General features: G+C 72.1%; 11 protein-coding genes. 2 read left to right on the forward strand and 9 right to left on the reverse strand.

The window, feature by feature from the left end:
• Positions 1 to 48: 48 nt before the first annotated feature.
• The 8 genes from HNR13_RS12940 to HNR13_RS12975 form a co-directional block, all read right to left on the reverse strand.
• Positions 49 to 591, reverse strand: coding sequence for a GNAT family N-acetyltransferase (locus HNR13_RS12940; RefSeq protein WP_343063546.1), 543 nt, complete (start codon positions 589 to 591; stop codon positions 49 to 51).
• Positions 588 to 2,087 carry an Asp-tRNA(Asn)/Glu-tRNA(Gln) amidotransferase subunit GatB gene (gene gatB / locus HNR13_RS12945; protein WP_179606340.1) on the reverse strand — a complete coding sequence of 500 codons (1,500 nt, stop codon included), beginning with the start codon at positions 2,085 to 2,087 and terminating at the stop codon, positions 588 to 590. The genes HNR13_RS12940 and gatB overlap by 4 nt, the downstream gene beginning before the upstream one ends.
• Positions 2,087 to 3,634: an Asp-tRNA(Asn)/Glu-tRNA(Gln) amidotransferase subunit GatA gene (gatA, locus tag HNR13_RS12950; protein ID WP_179606342.1), complete on the reverse strand. Its 1,548-nt coding sequence runs from the start codon at positions 3,632 to 3,634 to the stop codon at positions 2,087 to 2,089. Before gatA ends, gatB begins: the two co-directional genes overlap by 1 nt.
• 2 nt (positions 3,635 to 3,636) lie before the next feature.
• Positions 3,637 to 3,933, reverse strand: coding sequence for an Asp-tRNA(Asn)/Glu-tRNA(Gln) amidotransferase subunit GatC (gene gatC / locus HNR13_RS12955; RefSeq protein WP_179606344.1), 297 nt, complete (start codon positions 3,931 to 3,933; stop codon positions 3,637 to 3,639).
• Positions 3,934 to 4,035: 102 nt separating this feature from the next.
• Positions 4,036 to 5,283, reverse strand: coding sequence for an alpha/beta hydrolase (locus HNR13_RS12960; RefSeq protein WP_179606346.1), 1,248 nt, complete (start codon positions 5,281 to 5,283; stop codon positions 4,036 to 4,038).
• Positions 5,284 to 5,506: 223 nt separating this feature from the next.
• Positions 5,507 to 7,771, reverse strand: a complete 2,265-nt coding sequence (ligA, locus tag HNR13_RS12965; protein ID WP_179606347.1) for an NAD-dependent DNA ligase LigA — start codon at positions 7,769 to 7,771, stop codon at positions 5,507 to 5,509.
• A gap of 237 nt (positions 7,772 to 8,008) precedes the next feature.
• Positions 8,009 to 9,109 carry a tRNA 2-thiouridine(34) synthase MnmA gene (gene mnmA, locus HNR13_RS12970; RefSeq protein WP_179606349.1) on the reverse strand — a complete coding sequence of 367 codons (1,101 nt, stop codon included), beginning with the start codon at positions 9,107 to 9,109 and terminating at the stop codon, positions 8,009 to 8,011.
• Positions 9,110 to 9,118: 9 nt separating this feature from the next.
• Complete coding sequence (locus tag HNR13_RS12975) at positions 9,119 to 10,321, reverse strand: aminotransferase class V-fold PLP-dependent enzyme (RefSeq protein ID WP_179606352.1); 1,203 nt, start codon at positions 10,319 to 10,321, stop codon at positions 9,119 to 9,121.
• 48 nt (positions 10,322 to 10,369) lie between these two features.
• On the opposite strand from HNR13_RS12975, the gene glgX reads away from it, so the two are divergent.
• A complete protein-coding gene (glgX, locus tag HNR13_RS12980; RefSeq protein ID WP_179606354.1) occupies positions 10,370 to 12,556 on the forward strand; it encodes a glycogen debranching protein GlgX in 2,187 nt (728 codons plus the stop codon).
• On the forward strand, positions 12,556 to 13,044 hold the full coding sequence (ybaK, locus tag HNR13_RS12985) for a Cys-tRNA(Pro) deacylase (RefSeq protein WP_179606355.1): 489 nt from the start codon (positions 12,556 to 12,558) through the stop codon (positions 13,042 to 13,044). Before glgX ends, ybaK begins: the two co-directional genes overlap by 1 nt.
• Before the next feature lie 26 nt (positions 13,045 to 13,070).
• On the opposite strand, the gene glgP is transcribed toward ybaK, so the two are convergent.
• On the reverse strand, positions 13,071 to 15,638 hold the full coding sequence (glgP, locus tag HNR13_RS12990) for an alpha-glucan family phosphorylase (RefSeq protein WP_179606357.1): 2,568 nt from the start codon (positions 15,636 to 15,638) through the stop codon (positions 13,071 to 13,073).
• Positions 15,639 to 15,710: the final 72 nt, after the last annotated feature.

A 15,710-nucleotide genomic window follows, 5' to 3' on the forward strand; every position in this document is an offset into this window, starting at 1 on the left:
GCGATTCGTGACGAATATGCGTTCTGGCGCTGGGATTCGCGACATTCGTCACGAATCGCGCGCGGCGGCGAGGCGCTTGTACATGATGGTGGTGCCGCCGAGGGCGCCGGAGGGGCGCACGGCGTAGTCCGGGATGCCGCCGACGGTCTGCCAGCCCCAGCGGGTGTACAGCGACTCGGCGAGGCTGCCGGTCTCGGTGTCGAGGACGAGCAGGGTGATCCCGTTCGCGGCGGCGTGCTCCTCCAGCGCGGCCATCAGCGCGGGCGCGATGCCGCGGCCTCTGGCGTCCCGGTGCACCATGAGCTTGACCACCTCGGCGCGGTGCGGGCCGTTGCGCTTGGCCGCGCGCACGAGGGTGATCGTGCCGAGGGCGCGGTCGCCGTCGCGGGCGACCCACGTCTCGGTGTCCGGGTCGGCGAAGAACGCGCCCCACCAGCGCAGCGCCTCGTCGGGCGTGGGCGGCTCGATCCAGCCGACGCTCGCACCCGACTCGACGGTGTCGATCAGGACGGGCGCGAGCGCCGCAGCCGTGGCTGCGGCGCTCGCGTCCGTGACCCTTTCGATCGACGTCGTGCGCTCGGCGCCGCTCACTGGGAGGCGCGCTCCAGCACCAGCTCGCGCACGCGTGCGGCGTCCGCCTGGCCCTTCATCGCCTTCATGACGGCGCCGATGACCGCGCCCGCGGCCTGGACCTTGCCGTCGCGGATCTTCTCCAGCACGTCCGGCTGCGCCGCCAGCGCCTCGTCGATCGCCGCGATCAGCGCGCCGTCGTCGGAGACGACCGCGAGCCCGCGGGCGTCCACGACCTCCTGCGGCGCGCCCTCGCCGGCGATGACGCCCTCCAGCACCTGGCGGGCCAGGCGGTCGGTGAGGGTGCCGGCGTCCACCAGGCCGGCCAGCTCGGCGACGTGCTGCGGACTGACCAGCGTGCTGGCCGGGACGCCCTGTGCGTTCGCGAGACGCGCGATCTCGCCGGTCCACCACTTGCGGGCGGCGGCCGGAGTCGCGCCTGCGGCGATGGTCGCCTCCAGCTCGTCCAGCAGCTCGGCGTTGTCGACGTCCTGGAACTCCAACGCGGTGAAGCCCCACTCGGCGGTCAGGCGCTTACGGCGGGCGGCGGGCGCCTCCGGGAGGGTGCCGCGCAGCTCCTCGACCCACTCGCGGCTCGGCGCGACGGGGACGAGGTCGGGCTCCGGGAAGTACCGGTAGTCGTCGGCGTCCGACTTCGGGCGGCCGGCGGAGGTGGTGCCGGTGTCCTCGTGCCAGTGCCGGGTCTCCTGCGTGATCGTGCCGCCGGCGTCGAGGATCGCCGCCTGGCGCTGGATCTCGTAGCGGACCGCGCGCTCGATCGAGCGCAGCGAGTTCACGTTCTTGGTCTCGGTGCGGGTGCCGAGCTCGGACGAGCCGCGACGGCGGAGCGAGACGTTCGCGTCGCAGCGGACGTTGCCCTCCTCCATGCGCGCGTTGGAGACGCCGAGCGCCTTCACCAGGTCGCGGATGGCGCGCACGTAGGTGCGGCCGACCTCCGGAGCGTCGGCCTCCGCGCCCTCGATCATCTTGGTGACGATCTCGACCAGGGGCACACCGCCGCGGTTGAAGTCGACCAGCGAGTAGTCGGCGCCCTGGATGCGGCCGGTGGCGCCGCCGACGTGCGTCAGCTTGCCGGCGTCCTCCTCCATGTGCGCGCGCTCGATCTCGATGCGCAGTTCGCGGCCGTTCTCCAGCTCGATCGTCACGACGCCGTCGTGCGCGATCGGCTCGTCGTACTGCGAGGTCTGGAAGTCCTTCGCCAGGTCCGGGTAGAAATAGTTCTTCCGCGCGAACCGGCTCGACTCGGCGATGTCGCAGCCGAGCGCGAGGCCCAGGCGGATGCTCGACTCGATCGCCTTCTCGTTGACCTGCGGGAGGCCGCCGGGGAGGCCGAGGCAGGTCGGGCAGGTGTTCGTGTTCGCGCCGGAGCCGAACTCGTTCGCGCAGCCGCAGAACATCTTGGTGGCGGTGTTCAACTCGACGTGCACCTCGAAGCCGAGCACCGGCTCGAACAGCTCGAGGGCCTTGTCGTAATCCATCAGGTCAGCCTTGGCCATCAGACCGCTCCCTCCTCGCTCGCGAACATCTCGGTGGCGCTCAGATCGGGCGCCTGGCTCAGCAGGCTGCCGCCCCACTGCTCCTCCAGGAGCCGCTCCAGGGCGGCGCCGATCGTGTACAGCCGGGCGTCGGCGCGGGCCGGCGTCATCAGCTGGATGCCGACGGGGAGGCCGTCCTCCGGCGCGAGGCCGATCGGGAGGCCCATGCCGGGCACGCCCGCGAGGTTCGCCGGGATGGTCGTGATGTCGTTGAGGTACATCGCCATCGGGTCGGCCAGCTTCTCGCCGAACTTGAACGCCGTGGTCGGCGCGCTGGGGCTGACCAGCACATCCACCTTCTCGAACGCGGCCGAGAAGTCGCGCTGGATGAGGGTGCGGACCTTCTGGGCCGAGCCGTAGTAGGCGTCGTAGTAGCCGGCGCTCAGCGCGTAGGTGCCGAGGATGATGCGGCGCTTGACCTCGGGGCCGAAACCGGCGTCGCGGGTCGCGGCCATCACGCGCTCGACGGTGACGGGGCCGTCCTCGGGGTTCACCCGGAGGCCGAAGCGCACCGAGTCGAAGCGGGCCAGGTTGCTGGAGGCCTCGGCGGGGAGGATCAGGTAGTAGGCGGCGACCGCGTACTCGAAGCTCGGGGCCTCGACCTCGACGATCTCGGCGCCCGCGCCCTCCAGCAGGGCCAGGGCTTCGACGAAGCGCTGCTTGACGCCGGCCTGGAAGCCTTCGCCGTTCAGCTCGCGGACGACGCCGACGCGCACGCCCTTCAGAGCGCCGTCGCGCAAGCCCGCACGCGCGGCCTCCGCCATCGACGGCCAGGTGTCGGTCAGCGAGGTGGAGTCGAACGGGTCGTGCCCGGCGATGACGTCATGCAGCAGGCCCGCGTCGAGCACGCTACGCGAGACCGGGCCGACCTGGTCCAGCGAGCTCGCCAACGCGATGGCGCCGTAGCGGCTGACGCCGCCGTAGGTCGGCTTGACGCCCACCGAGCCGGTGACGGCGGCAGGCTGGCGGATCGAGCCTCCGGTGTCGGAGCCGAGCGCGAAGGGCGCCTCGAAGGCCGCGACGGCCGCGGCCGAACCGCCGCCGGAGCCGCCGGGGATGCGCTCCAGGTCCCACGGGTTGCGGGTGGGGCCGTACGCCGAGTGCTCGGTGGAGGAGCCCATCGCGAACTCGTCCATGTTGGTCTTGCCGAGCGGCACCAGGTCGGCCTCGCGCAGCTTGCGGACGACCGTGGCGTCGTACGGCGGGATCCAGCCCTCGAGGATGCGCGACCCGGAGGTCGACGGCATGTCGTGGGTGGCGAGCACGTCCTTGATCGCGACGGGGACGCCGGCGAGCGGGCCGAGCGGGTCGCCCGCGGCCCGGCGGCCGTCGATCTCGGCGGCGGTGCGCACGGCGTTCTCGCCCGCCACGTGCAGGAAGGCGTGCACATCGGCGTCGACCGACTCGATGCGGTCGAGGTGGGCGCGGGTGGCCTCCACCGAGGAGACCTCGCGCGCGGCGAGCAGGTCGGCGAGGGCGGCGGCGGAGAGCCGGGTCAGGTCCGTCATGCTTACTCCTCGTCCAGGATGGTGGCGACCTTGAACCGGTCGCCCTCGCGCTCGGGGGCGCCGGACAGCGCCTGCTCGACGGTCAGCGACGGGCGCACCTCGTCGGGCCGGAACACGTTGGTGAGCGGGAGCGGGTGGCTGGTCGCGGGGACGTCGGGACCGGCGACCTCCTGCACCTTGGCGACCGCCTCGACGATCTGGCCGAGCTCGCTGGTGAGGCTCTGAATCTCCTCCGGGCTGACGTCGATCCTGGCGAGACTCGCCAGGTGCGCGACCTGTTCTGCGCTGATTTCGGACATGCGTCTCCGTGCTGTTCTCTTCAGTGGGCTGACTCAATTCTAGGGTGACGGCGGCAGCGCGCGCCCGCCGCCGGACGCTGCAGCGCAGGACCGCCCCGAGCCCTAGCCGAGGACCTTGCCGCCCTGGTCGATCCCGATGAGCGCGAGGTTGCGCATGCACTCGGTGCCGGCGGTGAAGTACTCGTTGTGGCCGCTCGATCCGGACAGGCTCGCGTGCGTGATCGGATCGGTCGCCCCGCCGACGCCCATCCGCTTCGCGCCGTACGCCGGCGAGCCGGGGTCGCTGCCGAAGAACGCGCTGTTCACGATCGGGTCCATGGACGCCTCGCCGACGAAGACGTTGCCGTCGCGGACGCCGAGCTGGTGGACCGACTGGGCGTCCGAGCCGGGCGAGCCCATCAGGGCGAGCGCGTCGACCGTGACGGTGCCCTTCTCCAGCGCGAGCAGGGCGGCGGTCGAGCCGTAGGAGTGGGCGAGGACGCTCAGGTACGGCGGGTTCGCCTGGCGCAGCGACTTCAGGCCGATCAGCGTGCGCTCCAGGCTGTCGGCGCCCTGGCGGGCGAGGTCGAGGCCGCCGATGTTGGTGAGCACCGGAGTCTGGTACCCCATCCACGCGACGACGGCGACGCCCGGGGCGCCGCCGTGCGACCGGGACCCGAGGAAACGCTTCAGGAAGCCGGTCTGCTCGGTGTACAGGTTCTGGGCGACGCCGGCCCAGGCCTCCACCTGCTCCCCCACCGACATGTACATCCCGGGGACGAGGACGCTCACGTAGCGGGCGGTGCGGAGGTCGCCGACGACGATCGCGGCCCGCGCGTCCGCCGAGGTGTCCAGGCTGACGAGCGTGCGCTGGACGCCGTCCTTCTTCTTCAGCGCGGTCCGGACGTTGCCCAGCGTCGTGAGCTGGCGCTTCAGCGCAATGCGCTCGGTCTTGCCGCGCTCGCCGTGCAGGGTGCTCGTGGCCGAGGCGATGGTGCGGTCGAGGTCGAGCACGTTGGCCTTGCCGCGGACGTCGTACGGCACGCCCTCCAGGTTGCCGATCACGTGGGGGGCCGACTTCACCAGCGCGGCCTGGCGCGCGGGGTCGAGCTGCTTCCAGAGCCGGCTGATGTCGGCGGCGGCGGGCGGGCTGGTCAGCAGGCGGTCGAGCTCGGTGGAGTGCGTGCCGAGATAGCCGGGCAGCGCCGCCGGGTCGACGGTGCGGATCGAGCCGAAGACGGCGGCGGCGGCCTGGGCGGGAACGGCAGCTCCCGCAGGACCTGAGCTGGCCGGCGCGTCGCCGATCGCGGCCGGTGCGACCGACACGATGGGGGCCGCCTGGACCGTGGCGGCGGCGCTGTCGGCGGGCATGACGAAGGCCCCGGTCAGTCCTGTGACGACCGAGGTGACGAGTGAAGCTGCTGCAAAGCCGACCAGCACTCCGTCCGGGTCCCTCCGAGAGCGAGCGAGCTAAGCCCTTGCGTGCACCGGGCGAGCGCACACCACGACTCTAGCCGCAATCGGGGGGTGGACGGATGGACGTTCTACCCCCGATTCAGGGGGATAACTTGTGGTCTGTCCACAAAGTGGCCGACTAGTCCTCCAGCGCCGAGGGGCCCTTTTCGACAAGGATCGCGAACTGCGCGGCGTCGATGACGCGGACCCCCAGTTCTTCCGCCTTGGCGAGCTTAGACCCTGCGCCCGGTCCCGCGGCGACGAAGTCCGTCTTCTTGGACACGCTGGACGCCGCCTTGCCGCCGGCGGCGATGATCGCCTCCTGCGCTCCCTCGCGGGTGAAGCCCTCGAGCGAGCCGGTCGCCACCACCGTCAGCCCGGCGAGGACGCCGCCGGCGTCGGACTGCGCCCCCGGTCCGGCGTGGCCGGGCGTCGCGAACTGCACGCCGTCCGCGGCCCAGCGCTCGATGATCTCGCGGTGCCAGTCGACCTCGAACCAGGCGAGCACCGCGTCGGCGATGATGCCGCCGACGCCGTCCACCGCGGCGAGCTCCTCGCGCGACGCGGCGCGGATCGCGTCCAGCGACCCGAAGTGGTCCGCCAGCGCGCGGGCCGCCACCGGGCCGACGTGCCGGATGTTCAGGGAGACGAGGATGCGCCAGAGCGGCTTGGTGCGCGCCGCGGCCAGGTTGGCGACCAGCTCCAGCGCATTCTTCGATGGGACGTAGAGCTCGTCGCCGTCGAACTCCTCGGCGTCGGGGCGGAACGGTCCGTCCTTCTTCTGGCGACGACGGCGGAACGGTGTGTCCACCTTCTCGGCCCCGGACTCGGTGAGCTTGGGCAGGCCGGTCTCGGAATCGCGGACGACGACCTCGATCGGGAACAGCTCGCGCACGGTGAGCCCGAACAGGCCGGCCTCGGTCGGCAGCGGCGGCGTCTCCGGGAAGCGCGGCTGAGTGAGAGCGGCGGCAGCGACCTCCCCGAGCGCCTCGATGTCGAGGCCGCCGCGCGAGCCGATGTGCTCCACCCGGCCGCGCACCTGCGCCGGGCAGAACTCGGCGTTCGGGCAGCGCAGGTCGATGTCGCCCTCCTTGGCGGGTGCGAGCTTCGTGCCGCACTCGGGGCAGTTCTCCGGCATGACGAACGCGCGCTCGGTGCCGTCGCGCAGCTCCACGACCGGGCCGAGCACCTCAGGGATGACGTCGCCCGCCTTGCGCAGGACGACCGTGTCGCCGATCAGCACGCCCTTGGCCTTCACGACCTCCTGGTTGTGCAGGGTTGCCTGGCGCACCTCCGAGCCGGCGACGCGCACCTTCTCCATCACCGCGAACGGCGTGGCGCGGCCGGTGCGGCCGACGCTGACGACGATGTCCAGCAGCTTGGTGTTGACCTGCTCCGGCGGGTACTTGTACGCGATCGCCCAGCGCGGCGCGCGGGAGGTCGCGCCCAGCTCGTCGTGCAGGGCCAGCTCGTCCACCTTGATGACGATGCCGTCGATCTCGTGCTCGACGCTGCCGCGGTGCTCGCCGAAGTAGCGGATGAAGTCGTCCACCTCGGCGATCGTGCCGAGCACGCGGTAGTGGGTGGAGGTCGGCAGGCCCCACGCCTGCAGCAGCTCGTAGACCTTCGACTGGGCGTCCACCGGCGGGTTCGCCCAGGCGCCGATGCCGTGCACCAGCATATGCAGGCGGCGCAGCCGGTCGCGCATCAGGGCGAGCTGGGCCGGGTTCTTGCCCTCGGCCTTCTGCCGCAGCGAGCCGCTGGCCGCGTTGCGGGCGTTCGCGAAGACGCGCTCGCCGGCCTCCTGCTGGTGGGCGTTGAGCTCGTCGAACTGGGCGACCGGGAAGAACACCTCGCCGCGCACCTCCACCAGCGGAGGGAACGGGCCGTCGCCGGCCAGCCGCTGCGGGATGGCGGGGATCTGGCGGATGTTCTCGGTGACGTCCTCCCCCACCACGCCGTCGCCGCGGGTGGCCGCGCTGACGAGCACGCCGTTCTCGTAGCGGAGGTTGATCGCGAGGCCGTCGATCTTGAGCTCGCAGAGGTAGTCGACCCGGCGGCCGGCGTCGCGTTCGACGCGCGCGGCCCAGGCCTCGAACTCCTCCAGCGAGAAGACGTTGTCGAGGCTCAGCATGCGCTCCGCGTGCTGCACCGGCGCGAACAGGGTGGTCTGGGCACGGCCGCCGACGGTCTGGGTGGGGCTGTCCTGGCTCTGCAGTTCCGGGTGGAGGCGCTCCAGCTCCTCGAGGCGCCGCAGCATGCGGTCGTACTCCTCGTCGCTGACGAGCACGGTGTCGCGCTCGTAGTACGCGTCACGCAGCTCGAGGATGCGCGTGGTCAGGTTCTGGGCCTCCGCGCGTGCCTGCGCGTCCTGCTCGCTGTCGCTCGTCGTCTCGATCGCCACCCAGCAAGCATATTCACCCCCACCGACGCCGTGACGGCAACGGAGGAGTACCGCCGCGACACGCCGGGGAAAGTCGGTCACCGGAGGGCATCGGCCGCCGATCCGCGCGCATCTCCTCCGTTAGCGACGCGCCCCGCGGGCGGCCAACGGAGGAGATCGGGCCCGCATCCGGCCGGATGTCCTCCGGTAGCTGTCGACACGCCGGGCGCGGGAACGGATCTCCTCCGTTGCCGACGGTCAGACGGGGACGGCGGAGACGGTGCGGTCGATGGTGGTCTGGCCGAGGACGCGCGTGCCGACGTAGACGACGGCGGTCTGGCCGGGGGCGACGCCGTTCAGGGGCTCGTCGGGGCGGATGACGAGCTCGCCGTCGCGCACCTGGGCCACGGCGGGAACCGGGTCGGCGTGGGCGCGGATCTGCACCTCGCACGCGAAGGGGGTCTCCGGGGATGCGGGAGCCTGGCCTGCCCAGGTGAAGCGGGCGCCGGCGATCTCGGCGATGTCGAGCGCCTCCTTCGGGCCGACCACCACCGTGTTGTCCTTCGGGCGGACCTCCAGCACGAAGCGCGGGCGGCCGTCCGGCGACGGGTAGCCGATGTTGAGACCCTTGCGCTGGCCGACCGTGTAGGCGTGCGCGCCCTCGTGCGACCCGAGCCGGTTGCCCTCGCGGTCGAGGATGTCACCCTCCGCCGCGCCGACATGCTCGGCCAGCCAGCCGCGGGTGTCGCCGTCGGGGATGAAGCAGATGTCGTGCGAGTCCGGCTTGTTCGCCACGCTCAGCTTGCGGGCGGCCGCCTCCGCGCGCACCTCCGCCTTGGAGGGCGTGGCGCCGAGCGGGAACATGGAGTGCGCGAGCTGGTCGGCGGTGAGCACGCCCAGCACGTAGGACTGGTCCTTGGCCCAGGCGCTCGCGCGGTGCAGCTCGCGGTTGCCGTCGGCGTCGGTGACGATGCTGGCGTAGTGCCCGGTGCAGACGGCGTCAAAGCCGAGGTCGAGCGCCTTCTCCAGCAGCGCGGCGAACTTGATCCGCTCGTTGCAGCGCATGCACGGGTTGGGCGTGCGGCCGGCCGAGTACTCGGCGATGAAGTCGTCCACGACGTCGAGCTTGAACCGCTCGGAGAAGTCCCAGACGTAGTACGGGATGCCGATGATGTTCGCGGCGCGCTGGGCGTCCATCGAGTCCTCGATGGTGCAGCAGCCGCGGCTGCCGGTGCGCAGCGTGCCCGGCATCCGGCTGAGCGCCAGGTGGACACCGACGACGTCGTGCCCGGCCTCCACGGCGCGCGCCGCGGCCACGGCGGAATCGACGCCACCGCTCATCGCTGCCAGAACTCGCACCGGGCGATTCTACGCCGTGCCGCCTGAGCGGCTGCCGGGCGCCCGCTCGGCCAGTCCCGCCCGCGCCGCCTGGGCGTACGCGCCGGGCAGCGCCGCGAGCAGCGCGTCCACGTCCGCCTCGGTCGAGGTGCGGCCCAGAGTGAAGCGCAGGGCGCTGCGGGCCTCCTGCTCGGTCCGCCCCATCGCGAGCAGGACGTGCGACGGCTCCGGGATGCCCGCAGTGCAGGCGGCGCCGGTGGAGACCGAGAGCCCAGCGAGGTCGAGCAGGAACAGCAGCGAGTCGCCCTGCGCCCCGGGGAACACGAAGTGGACGTTCGACGCCACCCGCTCGCCGCCATCCGGCGACGGCCCGCTCAGCACCGCCTCCGGCACGGCCTCGCGCACTCCGCGGATCAGCCGGTCGCGCAGCCCGGCCAGCCGTCGCGACTCCACCTCCCGCTCCGCCTCCGCGGCGAGCGCCGCCGCCGCGAACGCGACGGCCGCCGGGACGTCCTGGGTGCCGCTGCGGACCTGCCGCTGCTGGCCGCCGCCGTGGATCAGGGGCACCACCGCCGAGCGCCGCCCGAGCACGAGCGCGCCGATCCCGACCGGTCCCCCGATCTTGTGGGCCGAGACGCTGAGCGCGTCCACGCCCAGCGCGTTGAACGAGAGCGGCAGGTGACCGTAGGCGGCGACGGCGTCGACGTGGACGGGGACTCCGGCGTCGCGGGCGAGGCCCGCGAGTGGGGCGACCGGCTGGATCGTCCCCACTTCGTTGTTGACCGCCAGGAACGTGAGCAGCGCGACCTCCGCGGGCGAGGCCAGGGCGTCGCCGACCACCGTGGGGAGCAGCCGGCCCTCGCCGTCGAGCGGCAGCCACTCCGGCTGTGCGCCCTCCGCCCGCTCCAGCCACTCCACCGCGTCGATGGTCGCGTGGTGCTCGCCGCCCGGCACCAGGATGCGGGGGCGGGCTGCGCCTCCCCTGGCCCAGTACATGCCCTTCACCGCGAGGTTGATCGCCTCGGTGCCGCCGGAGGTGAAGACCACCTCGATCGGGTCGCAGCCCAGGGTGGACGCGACCGCCTCGCGCGCCTCCTCCAGCATCCGCTTCGCCTGCTGGCCCTGGCTGTGGATGCTCGACGGGTTGCCGACGAGCCCCAGGGCGTCGGTGAAGGCGGCGATCGCCTCCGGGCGCATGGGGGTGGTGGCGGCGTGGTCGAGGTAGACGGGCACCGAGGCCTCCTCAGGGTGCGGCGCGGTGTGGTCACTACTCTAGATCGCATGACGTCCGTCGATCCTCTGCGCAACCTGGGTGTACGCATCGGTCCGCACGGAGGCGAGCTCCGGGTGTTCTCCGAGAACGCCGACGCGATGGAGTTCTGCCTCTTCGATCCGAAGGACCCGGACTGGCGGGTCAAGACCGTGCCGATGCGCCGCGACGCCAACGGGGTCTGGCTGGGTCGCTCGCGCAGCCTGCAGGTCGGCAGCCTCTACGCGATCCTGGTGTCGGGGCCGGCCGGGCCGCAGAACATGTTCAACCCGGAGACGCTGCTGATGGACCCGTACGCGAAGGGTCTCACCCGGGTCGGCCCCGAGGAGTGGCGGTCCACGGTGGTCTCGGACGGCTTCGACTGGGGGGCCTCGCGCAAGCCCGGCACTCCGCTGGACCACACGGTCATCTATGAGGCGCACGTGAAGGGGATCAGCCACCAGAACCCGGACGTCCCGGAGGACCTCCGCGGCACCTACGCCGGGCTCGCCCACGAGTCCACGATCGGATACCTGAAGCACCTCGGCGTCACCGCCGTCGAGCTGCTGCCGGTGCACGCGTTCACCTCCGAGCAGCGCCTCATCCGCGAGGGGCTGACCAACTACTGGGGCTACAACAGCCTGAACTTCTTCAGCCCGCACGCCCCGTACGCCACCCGCGCGGCGCAGGCCGCGGGTCCGGAGGCGGTGCTGCGGGAGTTCAAGGGCATGGTCAAGCTGCTCCACGAGGCCGGCATCGAGGTGATTCTCGATGTAGTCTACAACCACACCGCCGAGGAGGGCATCGGCGGCCCGCGCACCAGCTTCCGCGGCATCGACAACGCCACCTACTACCGGCAGGACGCGAACGGCGTCTACATCGACGTCACCGGCGTCGGCAACACGGTGAATTTCGGGCACCCCGCCCCGCAGCGCCTGGTGCTGGACTCGCTACGCTATTGGGCCACGGAAGTGCAGATCGACGGCTTCCGGTTCGACCTCGCCGTGACGCTCGGCCGCGGGGAGGACGCGTCCTACAGCCGGGAGCACCCGCTGATCAACGCGATGCTGGACGATCCGGCGCTCGCCGACGTCAAGCTGATCGCCGAGCCGTGGGACGTCGGGATCGGCGGCTGGCAGACCGGGAACTTCCCCGGCGGCGTGGACGGCAGGGACGGCTGGTCGGAGTGGAACGACCGCTACCGCGACCGCGTCCGCAACTTCTGGCTCGCCGACATCGCCGAGGCCCGGCGCAACGGCCAGGCCCCCATCGGCATCGGCGGCTTCGCCACCCGGCTCGCCGGCTCGTCCAACACGTTCTCGCCCGAGCGCGGCCCGCTGGCCTCCATCAACTTCATCACCGCGCACGACGGCTTCACGATGGCCGACCTGACCGCCTACAACGTCAAGCACAACCTCGGCAACGGCGAGGACAACCGGGACGGCACCGACAACAACCGCTCGTTCAACCACGGCACCGAGGGCCCCACCCTGGACGAGCGGGTGCTGCTCGACCGGCACAAGGCGATGCGCAACCTGATGGGCACGCTGCTGCTCTCCGCGGGCGTGCCGATGATCACGGCCGGCGACGAGTTCGGGCGCAGCCAGCGCGGCAACAACAACGCCTACTGCCAGGACAGCGAGCTCACCTGGATGAGCTGGCTGCGCACCAGGGAGCAGCGCGAGATGCTCGACACCACACGCCGCCTCCTGGAACTGCGGCGGGAGAACCCGGCGCTGCGGCCGAGCAAGTACGCCGTCTACGGCCAGACCACGCCGAACGCCAGCCACATGGACTGGTACGACGCCACCGGCGCGCTGATGGACGACGAGGACTGGAACTCGCCGGAGAACCGGACGCTGCAGTACCTGGCGGCCTCCACGCCCGACAAGGAGGAGTTCAACCGCGTGCTGCTGATCGTGCACGGCGTGGAGGACGACGTGGAGGTCTCCCTGCCGGTCGCGCCGGGCGTGGAGTCGTACCAGCTGCTCTGGGACAGCGCGACCGAGGTGCCCATCCTGGAGGACGGCGTCGAGCTCGCGCCGGGCAGCACGCGGCTGGTCGGCGGCACCTCCATGCAGCTCTACCGCGCGAACGGCCCGCGCGTCGACGTGCCCGCTGGGGCGACGGCTGAGGCCGGCACCGAAGCAGGAACCGAAACGGGCACTGAGGCAGACTCCACGGCGAGCGCCGCGCCGGACACCCAGGTCGGCGCCTGATGGCCAAGCGCCCCGCCTCCGCGGGCACGCCGGCGACGGCGGCGCTCGCCTCCGCGGCCCTCCCGTTCTCCGTGCACGCCTACGACCACGATCCCGCCGCGCCGTCCTACGGCTTGGAGGCCGCCGACGCCCTCGGTGTGGAGCCGGACCGGGTCTTCAAGACCCTGCTGGCCGACACCGAGCTCGGGCTCGTGGTCGGCGTCGTGCCGGTGACCGGGATGCTCGACCTCAAGGCGCTCGCGTCCGCCGTCGGGGCGAAGCGTGCGGTCATGGCCGATCCGGCCGTCGCCGAGCGGCGCACCGGGTACGTCGTGGGCGGCATCTCCCCCATCGGGCAGAAGACGCGCCACGTCACCGTCGTGGACGAGACCGCACAGCTCTACGACACCGTGTTCGTCTCCGGAGGCCGCCGCGGCCTCGACCTCGAGCTCGCGCCGGGCGACCTCCTGGCCGCGACCGGCGCGAGCTACGCGGCGATCGCCAAATAGGCGAAAACGTCCCGCAAGGCCGTCGCTCAGGCCGCGGCGACCAGCCCCAGCTCGGCCGCGCCGAGCAGCAGGTCGTTGACCGGCACGACGCGGACGGTGTACCCGAAGGAGCCCGCCCAGGTCAGGGTGACGCCGCCGGAGAACTCCTGCGCGACCGACGGGTCCGCGCCGGGCACGGCCCGGTCCAGCTCCAGACGCTCGTAGTGCACGCCGCTCAGGTCCTCGCCGTCGAGCGCGCGGCCGTAGATCAGCTGCACCTCCACGTCCTCCGGTCGCAGGCCGTTCAGGTGGACCAGCGCGCGCACCCGCAGGTGGTCGCCGACCTGCGGCACCGCGTCGAGGCCGCCGGCGTCCACGTGCGCTACGTTCACGCCGGGCCACGCGGAACGCACCCGCGCCTTCCAGGCCGCCAGCTCGCGCGCGGCGAGGTAGTCGTCGGCGCTCAGCCGCTTCTCGTTCGCGGCCGCGGGCATGTAAAGCCGCTCCACGTACTCGCGCACCATGCGCTCGGCGCTCAGCGGAGAGGACAGCGTCGCCAGGGTGTGCCGGATCTGCCCGACCCAGGTCTGCGGGACGCCGTCGCGGTCGCGGTCGTAGAACCGCGGCGCGATCTGGTGCTCGATCAGGTCGTACATCGCCTCGGCCTCCAGCGCGTCGCGCTCGGCGCCGTCGCCCGCGGCGTCAGCGGACGGGATGGCCCAGCCGTTCTCGCCGTCGTAGAACTCGTTCCACCAGCCGTCGAGGATGGACAGGTTGAGCGCGCCGTTCAGCGCCGCCTTCATCCCCGACGTGCCGCACGCCTCCAGCGGCCGCAGCGGGTTGTTCAGCCAGACGTCAGTGCCGGGGTAGAGCAGCTGGGCCATGCCGATGTCGTAGTCCGGCAGGAACACCATCCGCGAGCGGATCTCCGGCTCGGACGCGAACTGCACCAGCTTCTGGATGAGGCGCTTGCCCTCGTCGTCGGCCGGGTGCGACTTGCCCGCGATCACGAACTGCACGGGACGCTCCGGGTGCAGCAGGATGTTCTTCAGCCGCTCCGGGTCGTGCAGCATCAGGGTGAGTCGCTTGTAGGTCGGCACGCGCCGGGCGAAGCCGATCGTGAGGACGTTCGGGTCCAGGAGGTCGCTGATCCACACCGGCGCGATCCCGCCCGGGTTCTGCGCCTCCCAGGCCGCCGCGACGCGGTGCCTGGCGTCCTTCACGAGCTGCTCGCGCATCCGGGTGCGCACGCTCCACAGGTCGAGGTCGCTCACCGCCTCGGCGTTGCCCCAGTCGGCGTGCGTGGTGTCGTCGGTGCCGAGCCGCTCCACCGCCAGCGCGCGCAGCATCGGGTCGGTCCAGGTCTGCGCGTGGACGCCGTTGGTCACCGAGTCGATCGGCACCTCCGGGCTGTCGAACCCGGGGAACAGGCCGCCGAACATCTGGCGGCTGACCTCGCCGTGCAGGCGCGAGACGCCGTTCGCGTGCTGGCCGAGCCGGAGGCCCATGACCGCCATGTTGAAGACCGCGTCGGAGCCGCCGGGGTAGTCCTCGGCGCCGAGCGCGAGCACCTCCGCCGGCTCGACGCCCGGGAGCAGCGCGGTCGAGAAGTAGCGCTCGACCAGCGGCCGGTCGAAGCGGTCGATGCCGGCCGGGACGGGCGTGTGGGTGGTGAACACCGTCCCGGCGCGCACCACCTGCAGGGCCTCGTCGAACGTGAGCCCCTCGCCGATCAGGTCCGAGATCCGCTCCAGCCCGAGGAAGCCGGCGTGGCCCTCGTTGGTGTGGAACACCTCCGCCGCCGGCGCCCCGGTGAGCGCCGCCCAGGCCTTCACGGCGCGCACGCCGCCGATGCCGAGCAGGAGCTCCTGCAGCAGGCGGTGCTCGCCGCCGCCGCCGTAGAGCCGATCGGTCACCGAGCGCAGGCTGTCGTCGTTCTCCGGGATGTCGGTGTCCAGCAGCAGGAGGGTGACCCGGCCGACCGCGGCCTGCCAGACCCGGGCGCGCAGCACGCCGGACGGCAGCGCGAGCGTGATCTGCACCGGCGCGCCGTCGGGATCGCGCAGGACGCTCAGCGGGAGCCCGTCGGGATCCAGCGCCGGGTAGCTCTCCAGCTGCCAGCCGTCCGGCGTGATCGCCTGGGAGAAGTAGCCGGAGCGGTAGAACAGGCCGACCGCGACGAGCGGGGCGCCCAGGTCGCTCGCGGCCTTGAGGTGGTCGCCGGCCAGGATGCCGAGGCCGCCGGAGTACTGCGGCAGTGTGGAGGCGATGCCGAACTCGGGCGAGAAGTAGGCGATCGACTTGGGCGCCGAGCCGTCGAGCGACTGGTACCAGCGCGGTTCGCGGAGGTACGCGCGCAGCTCCTCGCGCACGTGGTTCGCCCAGTCGACGTAGCCCTGGTCGGCGGCGAGCTCGGCGAGCCTGGCCGGATCGACGGAGCCCAGCAGGGCGATCGGATCGTGTTCGACCTCGTTCCAGAGCTCCGGCGAGATGCGGGCGAACAGCTCCTTGGTCGGCTCGTGCCAGGACCAGCGGAGGTTGCCGGCGATCTCCTCCAGAGCGGAGAGGGTGTCGGGGAGGACGGCGCGGACGGTGAATCTACGGATGGCCTTCACTCGGCCCACCTTAGCGGTGGGAGGTTAAGCGCGGTCGACACCTTGGGATCGAGCGTTCGCGACGACCGCGAA

Origin of the sequence: Leifsonia shinshuensis, from assembly GCF_013410375.1 — a bacterium.
Taxonomy (GTDB): Bacteria; Actinomycetota; Actinomycetes; order Actinomycetales; family Microbacteriaceae; genus Leifsonia; species Leifsonia shinshuensis.

Excerpts from the sequence above, each read along its gene's own strand:
- gatB (WP_179606340.1), bottom strand. The coding sequence starts at position 2,087 with ATGGCCAAGGCTGACCTGATGGATTACGACAAGGCCCTCGAGCTGTTC.
- gatA (WP_179606342.1), bottom strand. The coding sequence starts at position 3,634 with ATGACGGACCTGACCCGGCTCTCCGCCGCCGCCCTCGCCGACCTGCTC.
- gatC (WP_179606344.1), bottom strand. The coding sequence starts at position 3,933 with ATGTCCGAAATCAGCGCAGAACAGGTCGCGCACCTGGCGAGTCTCGCC.
- HNR13_RS12960 (WP_179606346.1), bottom strand. The coding sequence starts at position 5,283 with ATGCCCGCCGACAGCGCCGCCGCCACGGTCCAGGCGGCCCCCATCGTG.
- glgX (WP_179606354.1), top strand. The coding sequence starts at position 10,370 with ATGACGTCCGTCGATCCTCTGCGCAACCTGGGTGTACGCATCGGTCCG.
- ybaK (WP_179606355.1), top strand. The coding sequence starts at position 12,556 with ATGGCCAAGCGCCCCGCCTCCGCGGGCACGCCGGCGACGGCGGCGCTC.